Source organism: Agromyces neolithicus (assembly GCF_039529735.1).
Classification (GTDB): Bacteria; Actinomycetota; Actinomycetes; order Actinomycetales; family Microbacteriaceae; genus Agromyces; species Agromyces neolithicus.
On record NZ_BAAANJ010000004.1, the window covers coordinates 342,086 to 359,830 of the forward strand.

The 17,745-nt window shown below is 69.2% G+C and carries 17 protein-coding genes; 11 read left to right on the forward strand and 6 right to left on the reverse strand.

Annotated elements, in window-relative coordinates:
* Nucleotides 1–88: 88 nt before the first annotated feature.
* Nucleotides 89–1,429, reverse strand: a complete 1,341-nt coding sequence (gene aceA / locus ABD164_RS07075) for an isocitrate lyase (protein ID WP_344294864.1) — start codon at nt 1,427–1,429, stop codon at nt 89–91.
* Nucleotides 1,430–1,667: 238 nt separating this feature from the next.
* Between aceA and ABD164_RS07080 the strand changes: the two genes are divergently transcribed.
* From ABD164_RS07080 to ABD164_RS07110, 7 genes are all read left to right on the forward strand, one after another.
* Nucleotides 1,668–2,036, forward strand: a complete 369-nt coding sequence (locus tag ABD164_RS07080; protein ID WP_344294866.1) for a PadR family transcriptional regulator — start codon at nt 1,668–1,670, stop codon at nt 2,034–2,036.
* 3 nt (nt 2,037–2,039) lie between these two features.
* The gene (locus ABD164_RS07085) at nt 2,040–3,455 is read left to right on the forward strand and encodes a permease prefix domain 1-containing protein (protein WP_344294868.1); all 1,416 of its coding nucleotides are present in this window, start codon (nt 2,040–2,042) and stop codon (nt 3,453–3,455) included.
* Between the two features lie 197 nt (nt 3,456–3,652).
* Nucleotides 3,653–4,822 carry an ABC transporter ATP-binding protein gene (locus ABD164_RS07090; RefSeq protein ID WP_344294870.1) on the forward strand — a complete coding sequence of 390 codons (1,170 nt, stop codon included), beginning with the start codon at nt 3,653–3,655 and terminating at the stop codon, nt 4,820–4,822.
* 40 nt (nt 4,823–4,862) lie between these two features.
* Nucleotides 4,863–6,047, forward strand: coding sequence for a polyamine ABC transporter substrate-binding protein (locus ABD164_RS07095; protein WP_344294872.1), 1,185 nt, complete (start codon nt 4,863–4,865; stop codon nt 6,045–6,047).
* Between the two features lie 7 nt (nt 6,048–6,054).
* Entirely contained in the window at nt 6,055–6,987 is a 933-nt protein-coding gene (locus ABD164_RS07100; protein ID WP_344294873.1) for an ABC transporter permease, read from the forward strand.
* Nucleotides 6,984–7,871, forward strand: coding sequence for an ABC transporter permease (locus tag ABD164_RS07105; RefSeq protein ID WP_344294875.1), 888 nt, complete (start codon nt 6,984–6,986; stop codon nt 7,869–7,871). Before ABD164_RS07100 ends, ABD164_RS07105 begins: the two co-directional genes overlap by 4 nt.
* A 113-nt stretch (nt 7,872–7,984) precedes the next feature.
* Nucleotides 7,985–9,640, forward strand: a complete 1,656-nt coding sequence (locus ABD164_RS07110) for an amidohydrolase (protein WP_344294877.1) — start codon at nt 7,985–7,987, stop codon at nt 9,638–9,640.
* On the opposite strand, the gene ABD164_RS07115 is transcribed toward ABD164_RS07110, so the two are convergent.
* Complete coding sequence (locus ABD164_RS07115) at nt 9,619–10,623, reverse strand: helix-turn-helix transcriptional regulator (protein ID WP_344294880.1); 1,005 nt, start codon at nt 10,621–10,623, stop codon at nt 9,619–9,621. The genes ABD164_RS07110 and ABD164_RS07115 overlap by 22 nt on opposite strands.
* 103 nt (nt 10,624–10,726) lie before the next feature.
* Between ABD164_RS07115 and ABD164_RS07120 the strand changes: the two genes are divergently transcribed.
* The gene (locus ABD164_RS07120) at nt 10,727–11,158 is read left to right on the forward strand and encodes a VOC family protein (RefSeq protein ID WP_344294881.1); all 432 of its coding nucleotides are present in this window, start codon (nt 10,727–10,729) and stop codon (nt 11,156–11,158) included.
* Nucleotides 11,159–11,169: 11 nt separating this feature from the next.
* On the opposite strand, the gene ABD164_RS07125 is transcribed toward ABD164_RS07120, so the two are convergent.
* Both ABD164_RS07125 and ABD164_RS07130 read right to left on the reverse strand, forming a co-directional pair.
* Nucleotides 11,170–11,994: a dienelactone hydrolase family protein gene (locus ABD164_RS07125; RefSeq protein WP_344294883.1), complete on the reverse strand. Its 825-nt coding sequence runs from the start codon at nt 11,992–11,994 to the stop codon at nt 11,170–11,172.
* Between the two features lie 173 nt (nt 11,995–12,167).
* Nucleotides 12,168–12,653 carry a hypothetical protein gene (locus tag ABD164_RS07130; protein WP_344294885.1) on the reverse strand — a complete coding sequence of 162 codons (486 nt, stop codon included), beginning with the start codon at nt 12,651–12,653 and terminating at the stop codon, nt 12,168–12,170.
* A gap of 220 nt (nt 12,654–12,873) precedes the next feature.
* Here ABD164_RS07130 and ABD164_RS07135 point away from each other — a divergent pair, with 220 nt between their 5' ends.
* The 3 genes from ABD164_RS07135 (at nt 12,874) to ABD164_RS07145 (ending at nt 16,361) form a co-directional block, all read left to right on the forward strand.
* Nucleotides 12,874–14,364: a helix-turn-helix domain-containing protein gene (locus ABD164_RS07135; RefSeq protein WP_344294887.1), complete on the forward strand. Its 1,491-nt coding sequence runs from the start codon at nt 12,874–12,876 to the stop codon at nt 14,362–14,364.
* A gap of 168 nt (nt 14,365–14,532) precedes the next feature.
* Nucleotides 14,533–15,984 carry an NAD(P)/FAD-dependent oxidoreductase gene (locus ABD164_RS07140; RefSeq protein ID WP_344294889.1) on the forward strand — a complete coding sequence of 484 codons (1,452 nt, stop codon included), beginning with the start codon at nt 14,533–14,535 and terminating at the stop codon, nt 15,982–15,984.
* A complete protein-coding gene (locus ABD164_RS07145) occupies nt 15,981–16,361 on the forward strand; it encodes a cupin domain-containing protein (protein ID WP_344294891.1) in 381 nt (126 codons plus the stop codon). The genes ABD164_RS07140 and ABD164_RS07145 overlap by 4 nt, the downstream gene beginning before the upstream one ends.
* Nucleotides 16,362–16,442: 81 nt before the next feature.
* On the opposite strand, the gene ABD164_RS07150 is transcribed toward ABD164_RS07145, so the two are convergent.
* Both ABD164_RS07150 and ABD164_RS07155 read right to left on the reverse strand, forming a co-directional pair.
* Entirely contained in the window at nt 16,443–17,210 is a 768-nt protein-coding gene (locus tag ABD164_RS07150; protein ID WP_344294893.1) for a winged helix-turn-helix transcriptional regulator, read from the reverse strand.
* Between the two features lie 7 nt (nt 17,211–17,217).
* The gene (locus ABD164_RS07155) at nt 17,218–17,676 is read right to left on the reverse strand and encodes a VOC family protein (RefSeq protein WP_344295085.1); all 459 of its coding nucleotides are present in this window, start codon (nt 17,674–17,676) and stop codon (nt 17,218–17,220) included.
* Nucleotides 17,677–17,745 lie beyond the last annotated feature (69 nt).

Consider the following 17,745-nt stretch of genomic DNA (forward strand, 5'->3'; position numbering starts at 1 on the left):
CAGGTGCGGACGTGTGTCGCACCGTCCCTCATCGGAGTGTCGGGCCGACACGCCGAGGGCGGACCTGAATTGCACACAGCAGGGTGGGTCAGTGGTTGAACTGTTCTTCCTCGGTCGATCCGACGAGGGCGAGGGTGGCGCTGTTGGGGTTCAGCGCCGTGGCGATCTGGTCGAAATAGCCGGTGCCGACCTCGCGCTGGTGGCGCGTGGCGGTGTATCCGGACGCCTCCGAGGCGAATTCCGCCTCTTGGAGTTCGACGTAGGCCGACATGTGGCGCTCGTTGTAGTCCTTCGCGAGCGTGAACATGCCGTGGTTCAGGGAGTGGAAGCCGGCGAGGGTGATGAACTGGAACGCGTAGCCCATCGACGCGAGCTCGCGCTGGAACTTCGCGATCTGGTCGTCGTCGAGGTGGCGCTTCCAGTTGAACGACGGCGAGCAGTTGTAGCTCAGGCGCTTCCCCGGGAACTTCGCGTGCACGGCCTCGGCGAAGCGGCGCGCGAGGTCGAGGTCGGGCTCGGCCGACTCGACCCAGAGCAGGTCGGCGTACTCGGCGTAGGCGAGGCCGCGGGCGATGACCGGCTCGATGCCGTTCTGCACGTTGTAGAAGCCCTCGGCGGTGCGCTCGCCGGTGACGAACGGCTTGTCGCGCTCGTCGTGGTCGCTCGTGATCAGGGTCGCGGCGAGGGCGTCGGTGCGGGCGATGATGATCGACGGCACGCCGGCGACATCGGCCGCGAGTCGCGCCGCGTTGATGGTGCGGATGTGCTGGCTCGTGGGAACCAGCACCTTGCCGCCCATGTGGCCGCACTTCTTCTCGCTCGCGAGCTGGTCCTCCCAGTGCACGCCGGCCGCGCCCGCCTCGATCATCTGGTGCATGAGCTCGTAGGCGTTCAGCGGACCGCCGAAGCCTGCCTCGGCGTCGGCGACGATCGGGGCCATCCAGTCCTTCACGTCGGTCGAGCCTGTCGAGACCTCACCCTGCTCGATCTGGCCGGCACGCAGCAGCGCGTTGTTGATGCGTCGCACGACGGCGGGCACCGAGTTGGCCGGGTAGAGCGACTGGTCGGGGTAGGTCTGCCCGCTGAGGTTCGCATCGGCGGCGACCTGCCAGCCCGACAGGTAGATTGCCTTGAGGCCCGCGCGCACCTGCTGCACGGCCTGGTTGCCGGTGAGGGCGCCGAGCGCCGCCGACCACTGCGGGTCTTCCTGCGGTGCGAACGCGGTGCCGGTGTTGCGCTGGATGTCGTCCCAGAGCTTCTCGGCGCCGCGCTTGGCGAGCGTGCGCTCCTCGCGGACCGGGCCGCGCAGGGCGATGACGTCTTCGGCGGTGTAGTCACGACGCACGTCGCTCCAGCGCGGGTTCGCGTCCCACTCGAGCTGCAGCTCGGCTGCGGTCTGGGTCTGGTCGCCGGGGCGGTTGGTGCTCATCGTCGTGCTCCTTCGGTGGTTCGTGCGGTTGGTTCGTGTGGTTCGTTCGTGCTTCGGGTCGTGCGGTGGCTGTGAACCCACTCTGCGCCCGGCGCAGCGCCCCGCCCCGACGAATCGGGGGGTGAACTTTCGCCGTTCTTCTGCCCGACAGAAGTTCCAGGGGCGGGTGGCATCGCACGGCATCGAACTGATACCTTGCAGTTCTAGGTACCCGGCACCTCAAGGTATGGAGGCGCTCATGCGCATCGGCAAGGACCTCGTGGCCGCCGCGGCCACACCGGTCGTGCTCGGCATCCTCGCCGACGGCGAGTCGTACGGGTACGCGATCCTGCAGCGCATCTCCGACCTCTCCGACGGTGAGCTCGCGTGGAGCGACGGCATGCTCTACCCGCTGCTGCACCGCCTCGAACGACTCGGCCACGTCGAGTCCGAATGGCGGCAGTCGCCCGCCGGGCGCCCGCGCAAGCACTACCGCCTCAGTGCGCAAGGCGCGACGACACTCGCCGAACAACGCCGGCAGTGGTCGGTCATCGGCGGTGTGCTCGACCAGGTCTGGCCCGGCGGGCCCGACGACCGGCATCCGCGCATCGCCCTCGGGGCGGGCTGAGCGATGGCACCAGACCTCACGCCCGGCGTCGACGAACTCATCGCATCGTGGCGCGATTGGATGCAGCGCCGCGATGCGCTCAGCACGTCCGACATCGTCGAACTCGAAGGGCACCTGCGCGACCGCATCGATGCACTGGCGACCGCTGGCCTCACCGAAGACGAGGCGTTCCTCATCGCCGTCAAGCGCCTCGGCACCATCGACGAGTTGTCGCGCGAGTACGCCGCCGAGCACTCCGGCCGGCTCTGGAAGCAGCTCGTGCTCGCCGACGAGACCGGCATCGAGGGCGCAACGGATGTCCCATCCGGCGGTTTGCCCCTCATGCGCCGGGCAAACGGGCTCGCCGTCGCCCTCCTGCTCGGCGTCGGCGCCGGAATCGCCGTGAAGGCCGCCGACCTCCTCACCGGCGATCCCGAACTCGTCTTCCGGAACATCGCGGTGCTCGTGCTGCCGTTCCTCGCGGCCTGGTTCGCGTGGCGGCGGCGCCCGCCGCTCGCCACCATCGTCGGTGTCGCCGCGTCGTTCGCGGTCGTCGCTCTCGCGCTGAACCTCTACCCGTTCGACGGAGGGTCCTCAACGGTCACCGTCGCGTCACAGAACTCGGCGACCGCCGTGCTCGCGACGATCGGTTCGATCGCCGCGCTCTGGCTCGTCACGGGCATCGTCGACGCCGGCGGTGAGTGGCGCAGCGACCGCGCTCGCATGGACTTCGTGCGGTTCAGCGGCGAGTGGCTGGTCTACTACGTGCTCATCGCCCTCGTCGGCGGCGCCCTGAGCGGGCTCACGGTCGCGGTCTTCGGATCGATCGGGGTCGACGTGCTGCCGTTCATCGGCGAGTGGGTGCTGCCATGCGGTGCCGCGGGAGCGGTGCTCGTGGCGGCCTGGCTCGTCGGCGCGAAGCAGCGGGTCATCGAGAACATCGCACCAGTGCTCACGAAGGTGTTCACCCCGCTCTTCACGATCATGATGCTGGCCCTCATCGTCGCGGCGGTCGTGCAATGGAACCTCGCCGACGGCAGCCGCGACCTGCTCATCGCATTCGACCTCGTGCTCGTGGTGGCGGTCGCGCTGCTCGTGTACTCGATCTCGGCACGCGACCCCGAGCTCGCCCCCGGCTGGTTCGACCGGCTGCAGGTGCTCATGCTCGCGGCCGCGCTCGTCGTCGACGTCGTCGTGCTCGTCGCGATGGTGGCCCGCACGGGTGAGTTCGGATGGAGCGCGAACAAGACGGCATCGCTCGGGCTGAACCTGATCCTGCTCGCGAATCTCGCATGGGCGTGGTGGCTGCAGGTCGGTTTCGTGCGGCGGCGCGTGCCGTTCGGCACGGTCGAGCGCTGGCAGACGAGCTACCTTCCGGTCTACCTCGGCTGGGCGTCGATCATCGTGCTCGCCTTCCCGCCGCTGTTCGGCTTCGCGTGATCGGTGCGGCTCGGCGAGCTCCCGGTCGGCAGTGCGGGTTGCGCTCGTGTAACACCTCGCCAGACGATCTGTCGGGCCGCACGCGATCGTGCGATGGTTTGTATCGGGCGAGGCTTGGCGCATTGCGCAGATGAGCAGCGCCAGCTTGAATGGCCAGCAACGCAATGATGCGCAGGCGAACCCGGAGGTGCCATCAGGTGACAGCGGCGACCAGCGAGGCCCCGGCGGCCTCCCCCACCGATCGGGCCGAATCCGACGGCACCGTCGTGCTCGACGGCATCACCAAGCGCTATGGCCAGGCGACCGCGGTCGACGCCATGTCGCTCACGATCGAGGCGGGTGAGTTCATTTCACTGCTCGGTCCATCGGGGTGCGGCAAGACCACGACGCTGCGCATGATCGCGGGTTTCGAGCAGCCCGACGCCGGCGACATCCGCATCTCCGGACGATCCGTGCTGGGCACCCCGCCCTACCGGCGCAACGTCAACACGGTGTTCCAGGCGTACGCGCTCTTCCCGCACATGTCGGTCGCCGAGAACGTCGCCTACGGGCTGCAGCAGCGCCGCACACCCAAGTCGGCCATCCGCGAGCAGGTGTCAGAGGCGCTCGACCTCGTGCAGATGCGCACGTTCGCCGACCGCAAGCCCACCCAGCTCTCGGGCGGCCAGCAGCAACGTGTCGCGCTCGCCCGAGCCCTCGTCAACCGCCCGTCGGTGCTGCTGCTCGACGAGCCGCTCGGCGCCCTCGACCGGCAGCTGCGCGAAGAGATGCAGCTCGAGCTCAAACTGCTGCAGTCTCGCCTCGGCATCACGTTCGTGTTCGTCACGCACGACCAGGGCGAGGCCCTCTCGATGAGCGACCGCATCGCGATCATGCGCGACGGTCGCATCGAGCAGCTCGCCGATGCCGACACGGTCTACGCCCGGCCGTCGTCGGCCTACGTCGCGGCGTTCGTCGGGCAGCAGAACTTCTTCCGCGGCACGGTCACCGAGGGCGGCGTGGCCGTCGACTCCCCGCACGCACTGGTGCGCGGCACGCGCGCCGACCTGGTCGACGGGCAGCGCGGGCAGGCTGCGGTCCGCCCCGAGAACGTTCGCATCGAAGCGGATGCCCCGGGCGAACCATCCGCTGGGGTGAATGTCGCCCGCGGCGAGCTGATCGGCCTCTCGCACCTGGGCGAGACGATGCAGTTCCTCGTTCGCCTGGGCGACGACCAGAGCCTCATCGCGCGTCGCCCGACCCCAGAGTCGCCCGGCCTCGCAGTCGGCGATGCCGTCGTGTGCAGCTGGAGCGCTGAGAGCGTGCTGCTCTTCCCCGCCGACGACGCCGCCCTCGCCGGCGGTTACGTCGCGCCGCCCACACTCTGACCGACCCCAACCACCCCACCCCGTCCAGAGGGAGCACGAGATGACCAACACCCGCAAACCCGTCCGCATCCTCGCCAGCGAGAGCGCCGCGAAGGTCATTCGCAGTGAGCTCTCGCGCCGCCGGTTCCTCAGCTTCGCGGCCGCGGCCGGCGCGACCGGCCTGCTCGCGGCGTGCACGCCCGGCGGCGGCACGTCGGGCGCGCCCCAGCCCACCGGCGGCGCCCTCGAAGACCAGCTGTCGATCTACACGTGGGGCGACTACGACAACCCCGACGTGCTTGCCGCGTTCACCGACGAACTCGGCCCCACCATCACGCTCGACTCGTTCGGCTCGAACGAGGAGCTCATCTCGAAGCTCGTTGCGGCGAAGGGCACCTCGGGCTACGACATCGTCGTGCCGACCGGGGTGTTCATTCCGCAGATGATCGAGAACGGCCTGCTGCAGGAGCTGAACCTCGACCTCATCCCGAATCTCGAGTTCATGGACCCGGCATTCCTCGGCCGCGCATGGGATCCCGACAATGCGTACTCGATCTGCAAGGCGTGGGGAACGACCGGCTTCGTCTACGACAAGAACGTCATCACCCGCGAGCTCGCGACCTGGAACGACTTCCTCGATGCCGCGCAGAACGAGGCGAGCGGCCAGACCTCGGTGCTCGACGACCCGGGCGACCTGACCGGCATGTACTTCTGGGCCAACGGCATCGACTGGAACACGACCGACGAGGCCGATCTCGCCGCCGCTGAAGACTTCCTCGTGAACACGCTCGCACCGAACATCGCGGCGTTCGACTCGTATCCGGGCGGCGCGGCGATCCCACAGGGCACGCACGCGCTCATGCAGGTCTGGAACGGCGACGCGCGCATCGGCATTCTCGAGAGCCCCGACCCCGACCGCTGGCAGTGGGTGTTCCCGGGCCCCGAGACCGAGATCTGGATGGACAACTGGGCGCTCGCGACCGGCGCCCCGAACCCCGAGGCCGCGCACGCGTTCATCAACTATGTGCTCACCCCCGAGAACCAGTTGCTGCAGCTCGACTACATCGGCTACCACACGGGCGCGACGGGCATCGAAGAGGCGGCGGTCGCTGCCGAGCTGCCGATGCTCGACCTGGTGTTCTTCACTCCCGAGCAGATCGAGACCATGCGCGAGGGTGAGGTGAACGACGCGCAGCAGGCTCGCGTGGACATCTGGAACAAGACGAAGGCCGCCGCCGGTGCGTAGCCTTCGAATGCCGCGCTTCGCCCTCGCCGTTCCGGCGTGGGCGTGGCTCGCCATCTTCTTCGTCGCGCCGGTGGCAATGGTGGTCTGGTTCAGCTTCGGCTACAAGCCGGGCATCTTCGGCACGCACGCCAACGACGTGCTGTCGTTCGACCGCTACCTCGAGGCGCTCTCGCCGACGTTCTTCGCCACGTTCCTGAACACGCTCTGGATCGGTCTGGCGGGCACGGCGCTGTGCCTCGTGATCGGGTTGCCGGTCGCGTACTGGATGGCCGTGAAGGCACCGCCGTCACGACGCGGCCTGCTCATCGCGCTCGTCATGGTGCCGTTCTGGACGAACTTCCTCGTGCGCACGATCGGCTGGCAGGTGATTCTCGCGCCAGAGGGCTGGCTCTCGACGCTGCTGCAGGGGGTGGGTCTCACCGACGGCCCCCTCGACATCCTGTACACGCGCACGGCGGTGCTCATCGGCGTGGTCTACAACTACCTGCCGCTCATGATCCTGCCGCTCTACGTCGCATTCGATCGTGTCGGCAACCCGCTGCGCGAGGCCTCGAAAGATCTCGGCGCGGGCAAGTGGCGCACGTTCGCCCGCGTCACCCTGCCCCTTGCCCGGCCGGGCGTCATTGCGGGCGTGCTGCTCGTCTTCATCCCCCTCATGGGCGACTACATCACCGCGACCGTGCTCGGCGGCGCGAGGGGCAACATGGTCGGCCAGCTCGTGGCCAGCCAGTTCCAGACCGCGCAGAACTGGGCGCTCGGCTCGGCGATGGCGGTGCTGCTCATCCTCGTGATCATGGTCACCGTCGCCCTCGGCGCGCTCGTCGTGTGGCTCGTGACCCTGCCGTTCCGGTCGCGCAACCGGCTCGTGCTCGGCGATGCGGCGGTCGCGGCATCCGATGCTGCCGTCGACGACCGCGAACTCCAGGAGGTCGGCTCGTGACCCTTCGACCCGTCGACAAGCTCAGGACATCGCAAGCTCATGGACCGCGCAAATCGTGGTCGGATGTCGCGCTCAATGCGTGGGGCGTGCTCGTCTTCGTCTTCCTGTTCGCCCCGATCATCGTCATCATCGTGTCGGCCTTCAACACGGGCCGGTTGCTCGTCGCCTGGGACGGATTCGGGTTCGACGGATTCGTCGCACTGCTCGCGAAGCCGGCGATCCGCGACGCGGTGTGGGTGTCGATCCAGACGGGCGCCATCGCCGCCCTCGTCGCCACGGTGCTCGGCACCCTCGCGGGAATCGCGATGGCGCGGCATCCCGGAAAATGGGTCTTCTGGTTCATCGGCCTGCTGCTGCTCGTCTCGGTGACGCCCGAGATCGTCGACGCCGTCGCGCTGCTGCCGTGGCTCGTGTTCCTCGGCCAAGACGCCGGGCTGGCACTCTTCAACGACGGCATCGTGCGACTCGTCGTGGGCCACTCGCTGTTCGCGACCGCCGTCGTCTCGTACATCGTTCGTGCCCGGCTCGTGGGGCTCGACGCGCAACTCGAGGAGGCGTCGGCCGACCTGTACGCGAAGCCGCTCGCCACGTTCCGCCGGGTGACCCTGCCGCTCGCGATGCCCGCGGTGCTCGCCGGTTTCCTGCTGTCGTTCACGCTGAGTCTCGACAACACGATCATCGCGGCGTTCGTGCAGGTGTCGGGCACGACGCCGTGGCCGGTCTACGTGCTGAGCGCCCTGCGCAGCGGGCTGCGACCCGAGATCGCATCGGTGTCGACGATCATGCTCGTGCTCACGCTCGTCGCGCTCGGGCTCGTCGCGCTCGTGCTGCGACGGGCCGGGGACTCGGCGACGCAGATCGCCCGCACGATGACCGGCAACTGACCACCGCCGATCGAGTAGGCCGCCAGGCCATATCGAGATCCCAAGGTCTCGATACCGGGTCTCGATGCGGCGCTGGCGCGCCTACTCGACCGACGAAACCGAAAGGACTCCCCATGCCACACGCCGATCTCGTCTTCACCGGCGGACCCGTCTTCACCTCGAACACGGTACGGTCGCGGGCGAGCGCCGTCGCCGTCACCGGCGGGCGCATCGTCGCCGTCGGTTCCGATGACGACGTCCGCGAGCTGATCGGGGCGTCGACCGAGGTCGTCGATCTCACGGGGCGGATGCTCCTGCCAGGCTTCCAGGACGCGCACGTGCACCCCGTCTGGGGCGGTCTCGACCTGATGCGCTGCGACCTGTCACCGCTCGGCACCGAGCCCGAGTACCTTGCGCGCATCGGCGAGTATGCGGCGGCGCACGCCGACGACGAGTGGGTGCTCGGCGGCGGATGGCAGATGTCGGCGTTCCCCGGCGGCACGCCCACGGCTGCGGCGCTCGACCGGGTCGTGCCCGATCGGCCGGCCTTCCTGCCCAATCGCGACGGGCATGGCGCGTGGGTGAACTCGGCGGCGCTGCGCCTGGCCGGCATCGATCGCGACACGCCCGACCCGGCCGACGGGCGCATCGAGCGCGATGCCTCGGGCGAGCCGACCGGCACACTGCACGAAGGCGCGATGTCGCTCGTGAACCGGCACCTGCCGGAGACGAGCGTCGAGACCCTCACCGAGGCGCTGCTGCTGGGCCAGCAGTACCTGCATTCCTTCGGCGTGACCGCCTGGCAGGACGCGATCGTCGGCAGCTACGGCGATGCGGGCGATCCCGGTCCGGCGTACCTCGCCGCCGCGGCATCCGGCAAGCTCACCGCACGTGTCGTCGGCGCGCTCTGGTGGGATCGCACGGCGGGTCTCGAGCAGATTCCGTCGCTCGTCGAACGACGCGAGCGCTACCGCGGGGGTCGCTTCGCCGCCACGAGCATCAAGATCATGCAAGACGGCGTCGCCGAGAACTTCACCGCCTCGATGCTCGAGCCGTACTGCGACGGGCATGGGCACTTCACCGACAATTCGGGCATCTCGTTCGTGCCACCCGAACGGCTGAACGCGGCCGCGCCGCAGCTCGACGCGCTCGGCTTCCAGTTGCACTTCCACGCGATCGGCGACCGCGCGGTGCGCGAGTGCCTCGACGCCGTACAGCACGCGATCGCCGCGAACGGCCGGAACGATCACCGCCACCACATCGCGCACATCCAGGTGGTGCATCCAGAGGACGTTCCGCGGTTCCGCGAGCTCGGTGTCGTCGCGAACATGCAGTCGCTGTGGGCGGCCCTCGAACCGCAGATGGTCGACCTCACCCTGCCGTTCCTCGGCTCGCCCCGCGATGCGTGGCAGTACCCGTTCGGCGACCTGCTGCGCTCGGGCGCGGTGCTCGCGGCCGGAAGTGACTGGTCGGTGTCGACTCCCGACCCGCTCGCGGCGATCCACGTGGCCGTGAATCGCCTGGCGCCGCCCGGGCACGAAGAGGGCGATTACGACGCCTTCCTTCCCGAGCAGGCGATCGACCTCGCCACATCGCTCACGGCCTACACGGCAGGGTCGGCGTTCGTGAACCACCTCGACGACACCGGCACGATCGAGGTGGGCAAGCTCGCCGACCTCGTCGTGCTCGACCGCGACCCGTTCGCGGGCCCGCCCTCGCAGATCGGCGCGACCCGGGTATTGCAGACCTTCGTCGAGGGCGAGCGTGTCTACGCGTCGCCCGACGCGTAACCGCGGCCCGAGCCGTCGCTCGATGTCTCGGCGTCGCTCGGCCCATCGTCGCCGTACCTCGCCGTGAGGGCGGCACCGAACCCGGCCAGCAGCTGCCGCAACGCGGGCGGCTCGATCACCTCGGCATGCGCACCCCACGCCGCCAGCCGGCGAGCCAGCACCTCATCGGTCTGGCCTGCGACGCGCACGATCGTGCGACCGTCGACGGATGTACCCTTGGACTCCGCCTGCCCGACCCACCCGAGGAACTCCGCTTCGACCTCAGGGTCGACGAGCACCGTCGCGGTCGTGCGCACCCGGGTCTGCTCGATCTCGGCCGACAGGCTCGACCATGCGGCATCGAGGTCGAAGCCGGCTGGTGGCTCGAATCGTTCGTCGCGCCCCTCGATGTCGGTCATGCGGTCGACGCGGTAGCTGCGAACGCCGCCGTCGGTGTCGGCGACGAGGTACCAGCGGCCCCCTTTGTCGACCAGGCCGAGTGGTCGTACGATGCGGTCGACGGGCTCCCGGCCCCACGCCGCGTAGCTGAACCCGACGAGCCGGCGCTCGACGACCGCGAGCTGGAGTGGGTGCACGGCGGCCGGTGTCGAGGCGGGTGCTCCCCAGCCGCCCGACTCGACGACGACCGCATCGGCCGCAGCCTCGGCATCGGCGCGGAAGGTCGGCGGCAGCGCCCGCATCACCTTGCGCAGCGCCGACGCGGCCGCGGCGGACTCGCCGGCCCGAGGCCCGAGCAGCAGGAAGAGGGCCCGCGCCTCGGATGCGGTGAACCCGCTCAGGTCGGTTCGCCCGTCGCCGAGCAGCGACCACCCGCCGCCGCGTCCCGGCTGCGGATACACCGGCACGCCTGCGGCCGAGAGCGCTTCGAGATCTCGACGAGCGGTTGCGACCGAGATCTCGAGCTCGTCAGCGAGCTGGCGCGCAGTAACCCGGCCCCGTGCCTGCATCAGCAGCAGGGTGGCGACGAGTCGGTCTGCCCGCATGTTTCCATTCTCGTCGACAAAGTAGTCAGAAGGTGAGCACTTCTGTGCGGCATCCTGATTTCAACGACGACATCGGGTCGCCGAATGACAGGAAGAAGCGACCATGCTGCGAGGCATCGCCACCGTGAACTGCTACGTCGAAGACCCGGCCGAGGCCGCGGCCTGGTACGCCCAGGTGCTCGGCATCGAGCCGTATTTCAACCGCCCCGCTCCTGACGGTCGCGCCGCGTACGTCGAGTTCCGCATCGGCGACCACCAGCAGGAGCTCGGCTTCATCGACCGACGCTTCGCACCGAGCGCACTGGCGGGGTCGGCGGCGCCGACCGGGCCGATCGTGCACTGGCACGTCGACGACCTCGAGGCGGCCGTCGCGCGGCTGATCGATCTCGGCGCAACCACCCTGCTGCCGATCACCGAGCACGGCCCGGGTTTCATCACCGCATCGGTGATCGATCCGTTCGGCAACGTGCTCGGGGTCATGACCAACGTGCACTACCTCGAGATGCTGGGCGAGGAGCGCGCCACGATCGGCTGAAGCCCGTGCAGTCAGGTGAGACGCCGCTTCAGGAAGCGAACGACCTGATCGCGCGCCCGGTGCGCCTCGTTCGGCGGCTCCTCGCGCACTTCGGCGGTCAGCACGGAGTGCGCCATCGACCCGTTTGCGCCGGGGTTGCCCCACGACGAGTCGAGCTCGATGACCTCGAACGCGTCGCCGAGGCGCCGCTTCAGCGCCGCGAAACGCTGTTTCGGCGAGATGCGATCGTCGCTGAAGCGCAGTCCGAGCACGCAGAGCCCGTCGTCGCGCGCACGCCGGGTGATCTCGGTCATCTCCTCACGACCGACCGGCAGGGCGCGACTCCACGGCCCGGGCAACGCATACGGCAACGAGGGCTGGCTGAGCACCGGCGCGACGACCGCATCGTCGACGGCCGCAGCGAGCGCGAACCCTCCGGTGAAGCACATGCCGATGACGCCGACACCGCGTGGCGAGTCATCGGTCTTCAGTGCCTCGGCGAGCGCACCCAGCTTCACGCTGAATCCCCGTTGCGACCGCAGTCCGAGCGCCCGGAACTCGCGCGTGATGCAGATGCGCGCCTGCGCGAGCGGCATGAGCGCCTGGCGGGCATCGTGGTGGGGCGCCCCGAACAGGTATGGGATCGCCACCGAGAAGCCCTGCGCGACGAGGTGGTCGCCGAGGCCGACGACCGTCGGCGTGATGCCGAAGAGCTCCTGCAGGAGGATCACCATGGGTCTCGGACCCTGCTCGGGATCACGCCGGTAGACCGGATAGTCGAACTCGCACGCGATCGCCCCGGCCGCGACGGGCTCGCCCCAGTCGGCGATGTCCCCGATCGGTGCCTGCGTCTTCATCGGACGACCCCCAACATCGATGACGGGCGTATCGTCGGCCAGCCTATGCCCGCGAGGCGCGGCCGCGGAAGGTCACCGTGCGACCGAGTCGATCACGTGAGCACCGGCGCACCGAGGTCGCGTGCTCGACGAGGTCGTCGTGCCGCTCTCGACGCGGTGATCGATCGCGCTCGTCAGGCTGCGGAACAGACCTCGCCGAGCGCGCCGATGCCCGCCTGCAGCGATGCGCCCTGCTCGCCGAGCGCAGCCATGTCGATGTTCGCGGGATCGGCGACGACGCCGTCGAGGTACTCCGTGTACTCGCTCATCGCGTCGGCGGCGCCGGTGGCGACGGCAGCGACATCTTCATTGGTCACCTGCTCGGCAGCAGCACGCATCGCTGCGTCGGTCGTGTGGAACAACTCGACCCCGCGCGCGGGGTCGCTCATCAGCTCGGCGGCATCAGCACCGGTCGTGTAGCTCGCGAGCTCCTCGAGGCTCGCTTGCATCAACGCACAGGCTTCGCCAACGGTCTGCCCGCTCGGAGCTTCGGCCTCGGCAGTCGCGACCGGCGTCGACTCGGGTGCGGCAGTGTCTTCGGCGGCAGCGCCAGCACATCCGGTGAGCAGCAGGACCCCGAGCGCGATCGAGACGGTTGCAGCGCGACGTGCGGTGTTCATTCGGTTCCCTCCGAGGTCGACGGTCGCTGATGCAACCCTCTCGATCCAAGCAGATCCAGGCGACCCTTCTCGCCACAGTGCGCAGACATGAATAGACGCCGATTCTTCTGCGATGATTCCGATCACATACGACGGAATCACACCACTCACGCCCCCTGCTCGCGGAACTCTCCCGATTGTTCCGTTTGCGACATCCGCTCGCCCGTGTGACCATCGAGAGATGATCACCGCGGATCGAAGCGCCCAGCTCACCCCGATCGAACCGGCCGAACCGGTCGACGGAGTCGACGCGCTCACGCTCGGCCGGCGAATCCGCGAGCTTCGCACCGCCCGCGGCATGACCCTCGGCGAGCTCGCCGCGGCGATCGACCGGGCGCCGTCGCAGGTGAGCGCGATCGAGAACGGCAAGCGCGAGCCGCGCCTGTCGATGCTGCGCACGATCGCCCTGGCGCTCGGCACCACGGTCGACGAGCTGCTGCGCCCCGACGCCCCGAGCGAGCGCGCCGCCCTCGAGATCGCCGTCGAGCGAGCCCAACGCGGCCCGGTCTTCCGGGCGCTCGGGCTCGAGCCGTTCCGCGTCGCGAAGACGATGAGCGACCAGACCCTGCAGACGATCCTCGCGCTGCATCACGAGATCGACCGCCTGCACCGCGAACGCGCGGCGACGCCCGAAGAGGCCCGGCGGGCGAACGCCGAGCTGCGGGCTGAGATGCGCGCCCGCGACAACTTCTACCCCGAGCTCGAGCAGAAGGCCGCCGAACTGCTCGAGGCCGTCGGCCACACCGGCGGGCCGGTGTCGCACCAGCTCGTCGCCGACATGGCGTCGCACCTCGGGTACTCCCTGCACTACGTCGGCGACCTGCCGCACTCGACCCGCTCGGTCACCGACAAACGCAACGGGCGCGTCTACCTGCCGACGCAGCAGTCGCCGTCGCGCGACTCGCGCTCGCCCATCCTGCAGGCACTCGCGAGCCACCTGCTCGACCACGACGAGCCGGCGAGCTACGCCGACTTCCTGCGCCAGCGCATCGAGACGAACTACCTCACCGCCGCGATCCTGCTGCCCGAGCAGGCCGCCGTGCGCTTCCTGACTGAGGCCAAGAACCTGCGCCGCATCTCGATGGAGGAGTTGCGCGACGCGTTCGCGGTGTCATACGAGACCGCCGCGCACCGATTCACGAACCTCGCGACCGCGCGCCTCGACATCCCCGTGCACTTCACGAAGGTGCACGAGTCGGGCACCATCATCAAGGCGTACGAGAACGACCGGGTGCGGTTCCCGTCCGACGCGCTGGGCGCGATCGAGGGCACGACCATGTGCCGCAACTGGACGGCGCGCACCGTGTTCGACGTCGAAGACCGCTTCAGCCCCTGGTACCAGTACACCGACACGCCGTCGGGCACGTTCTGGTGCACCTCGCGCATCGAGAAGGCCAAAGAGGGCGAGTACTCGGTGTCGGTGGGCGTGCCGTTCGAGCACGTGAAATGGTTCCGCGGGCGTGAGACACCGCATCGTGCGGTGTCGCGCTGCCCCGATGACTCCTGCTGCCGCCAGGCGCCGGGCGCGCTGGCCGAGAAATGGGCGGATGCCTCGTGGCCGGCCGCTCGCACTCCCACGTCGTTGCTCGCGGCGCTGCCGACGGGCACGTTCCCGGGCGTCGACCAGACCGAGGTGTACCAGTTCCTCGAGGCGCACGCGCCGCGCGCGTAACAGCCCGGTCCAGCCGTTCGCACGAGCATCCGTTCGCACGCGACATCCGTTCGCACGAGACATCCGTTCGCTCTGTACGACAGCGAGCGGATGTCGGGACACGACGCGCTGGCGCCGGGCAGGTGCCACGCGGGAGGATGGGAACACAGACCGCATCGGAGTGATCTCGTGGCAACCACCGTCTTCGAACGACGCCGGCCGCCGGCATCCGTCGTGCAGCACTCGCTCGCCGACACTCGCCAGTCAGTGTTCTGGCTCGACGACCTCGCGTCTCGCGCCGGGGGCACGCCGCGTCGCGTGCTCACCCACAACCACGTCGCCGACCTCGCGATCGTCGGCGGCGGCTACACCGGCCTCTGGACCGCCGTGCTCGCGAAACAGCGCAACCCGAACGCGCGCGTCATGCTCGTCGAGGCGAAGTCGATCGGGTGGGCGGCATCGGGGCGCAACGGCGGGTTCTGCGAGGCGAGCCTGACGCACGGGCGCGAGAACGGCCTGGCCCGCTGGCCCGACGAGCTCGACACGCTCGACCGCCTCGGGCTCGAGAACCTCGACGCCATCGAGGCGGCAGAGTCCGAGCTGGGCATGTCGTTCGAGTTCGAGCGCAACGGCTCGCTCGACGTCGCAGTCGAGCCGCACCAGCTCGAATGGCTCGAGCAGTCGCTGGCCGACGCAGCCGGTCGCGGCGACGACTCGGTGATCTACCTCGACGAGGCGGCGGTGCAGGCCGAGGTGGCCTCACCCACCTACCTCGGGGCGGTGTGGAACACCCGCACGAGCGCGATCCTGCACCCCGCGAAGCTCGCGGCCGAGCTCGCACGTGTCGCCGAAGAGCTCGGCGTCGAGATCTTCGAGCGGTCGCCCGTGCGGCGACTCGAGACCCCAGGGTCGACGGGTGCGGCGAGCGTCATCACCGATGTGGGTCGCATCGACGCGGCGAAGGTCGTGCTCGCGACCAATGTGTTCCCGTCGCTGCTGAGGCGCAATCGGCTCATGACGGTGCCCGTGTACGACTACGCCCTCATGACCGAGCCGCTCACGGCCGAACAACTCGCCTCGATCGGGTGGTCGCGCCGGCAGGGCATCGGTGACATGGCCAACCAGTTCCACTACTACCGAATGTCGCGCGACAACCGCATCCTGTTCGGCGGCTACGACGCGGTCTACCACTACGGTCGCCGCGTGCGCGATCGCTACGAGCAGCGGCCTGCGGCGTTCGAGTTGCTCGCAAGCCACTTCTTCACGACGTTTCCGCAGCTCGCGGGCACGCGCTTCTCGCACAAGTGGGCGGGCGCCATCGACACCTCGACGCAGTTCACGGCATTCTTCGGCACCGCCCGCGACGACCGCGTCGCGTACGCGGCGGGGTTCACCGGACTCGGCGTCGCCTCGACCCGGTTCGCGGCCGAGGTCATGCTCGACCTGCTCGAGCAGCGAGACAACGAGCGCACCTCGCTCGAGATGGTGCGCAAGCGTCCGCTGCCGTTCCCGCCCGAGCCGGTCGCGGCGGTCGGCATCAACGCGACGCGGTGGTCGCTCGACCGGGCCGACCACAACGAGGGCAGGCGCAACCTGCTGTTGAAGACGCTCGACGCGCTCGGATTGGGGTTCGACTCATGAGCGACATCGGTTCCGCATCGGGCGAGGCGCTTCGCCTGGTCGCCGGCGCGCTGACGGATGCCTCGGGGCTGGTGCTCGAGCACGAGCCGGTGCCGGCCGACCAGGTCGTCGCGGGCTCGCCTTCCACCGGCTATGTCGCGCTCGATGGGTGGGGCGCGGGTGAGATCGGGGTGTGGGAGATGACGCCGGGCGCGATGCGCGACGTCGAGGTCGACGAGGTGTTCGTGGTGCTCTCAGGCGCCGCGACCGTCGAGTTCGAACACCCGCACTCCTCACCGATCGTGCTCGCGCCAGGGTCGGTGGTGCGCCTCGAGGCCGGCATGAAGACCATCTGGACGGTACGCGAGACGCTGCGCAAGGTGTTCATCGCGCGGTGAGGGGGTCGTGGATGCCGCACGCGCGTTCGCATGCTGAGCACTCCACGGCGCCGCATGATCGGAGGTCACCACAGCTTCGGGTTATTTCGCCCGATTCGGCCCGATGTCGTGCAGATCTCCGAAGGCGTGGTTACGCGACGACCCGACCGAGGCGTCGGGTGCCGGGCCGACAGGATCGACGTGGAACATCCGCGCGAAGCGCACGACCGCGTCCTGCTCGCCGGTGAGCAACTGCACGTCGGCGGGGTCGAGGTCTCCCGAGATGAGGTCGCGGAACTCCCCCGGGCTGAGCACCAGCTCGGCGCTCGCCTCGAATGCGACCTCAGCCCTGTCGCCGCGGCGCGGCTGCGGGAGTGCGCCCGGCCCGATCGGCGTCACCTCGAGCGTCGCGTTCGCGACGGCCGCCACCACCGAGACCTCACCCACGTGCAGCACGTACTCGGTCGGGGGCGCCCCGGCTGCGACATCCGCCCGGAACGCCGCACGCAACGCGACGGCGAGCGAATCAGCCGTGACGATCTCACCCTCGGCGGGAGAGCCGAGCACCGACCACCCCCAGCGTTCGAGGGCGACGACGACCGGTTCGAGCCCACGACCGAAAGGGGTGAGCTCGTACCCGCCGCGCACGGTCGGAACCCGCCTGATGACCCCCGACTCCTGCAGCTCCTTCAGCCGGTCGCTCAGGATGTTCGTGGGGATGCGCGGCAGCCCCGCCTTCAGGTCGCCATACCGGCGCGCGCCGACGAGCAGGTCGCGGACGATGAGCAGCGCCCACCGGTCCCCGACCCGCTCGAGGGCCCGAGCTGCACCGCTGTACTGGCCGAAGCCTCGGGCGGCGCGCGTCGCCATGAGGCGATCAGGCCGACGGCGACGAGGCGCCGGCGCCCTGCTCGGCGAGGTACGCGTCGGGGCCCATCTCGGCGGCGGCCGGCTCCATGAAGAGGAATGAGAGGTTGTTGCCGTCGGGGTCATCGAGGTCACGCGAGTACATGAACCCGAGGTCCTGCACGGGGCGCGGCTCGGTGCCGCCCGCGGCGAGGCCCTTCGCGACGATCTCGTCGACGCCCTCCCGCGAGTCGCGAGTGAGCGCGATCGATACCTGTGCCTGCGTCTTGGGGTCGATCACTTGCTTGTCGCTGAAGGTGCTGAAGTACTCGCGGGTGAGCACCATGAAGTAGACGTTCTCGTCGAGCACGACGCACGCGGCGTTCTCGTCGGTGAACTGCGGGTTGATGCTGTAGCCGAGGGCCGAGTAGAACGCCTTCGCACGCTCGAGGTCGGTTGTGGTGATGTTCACGAAGATGCTGGTGGTCATCATTGCTCCAAGGTTGTGTCTTTCGTCTTGCCGAATGCCCCTAGCTTGCTCTTTGCAAGTTTACTTGTC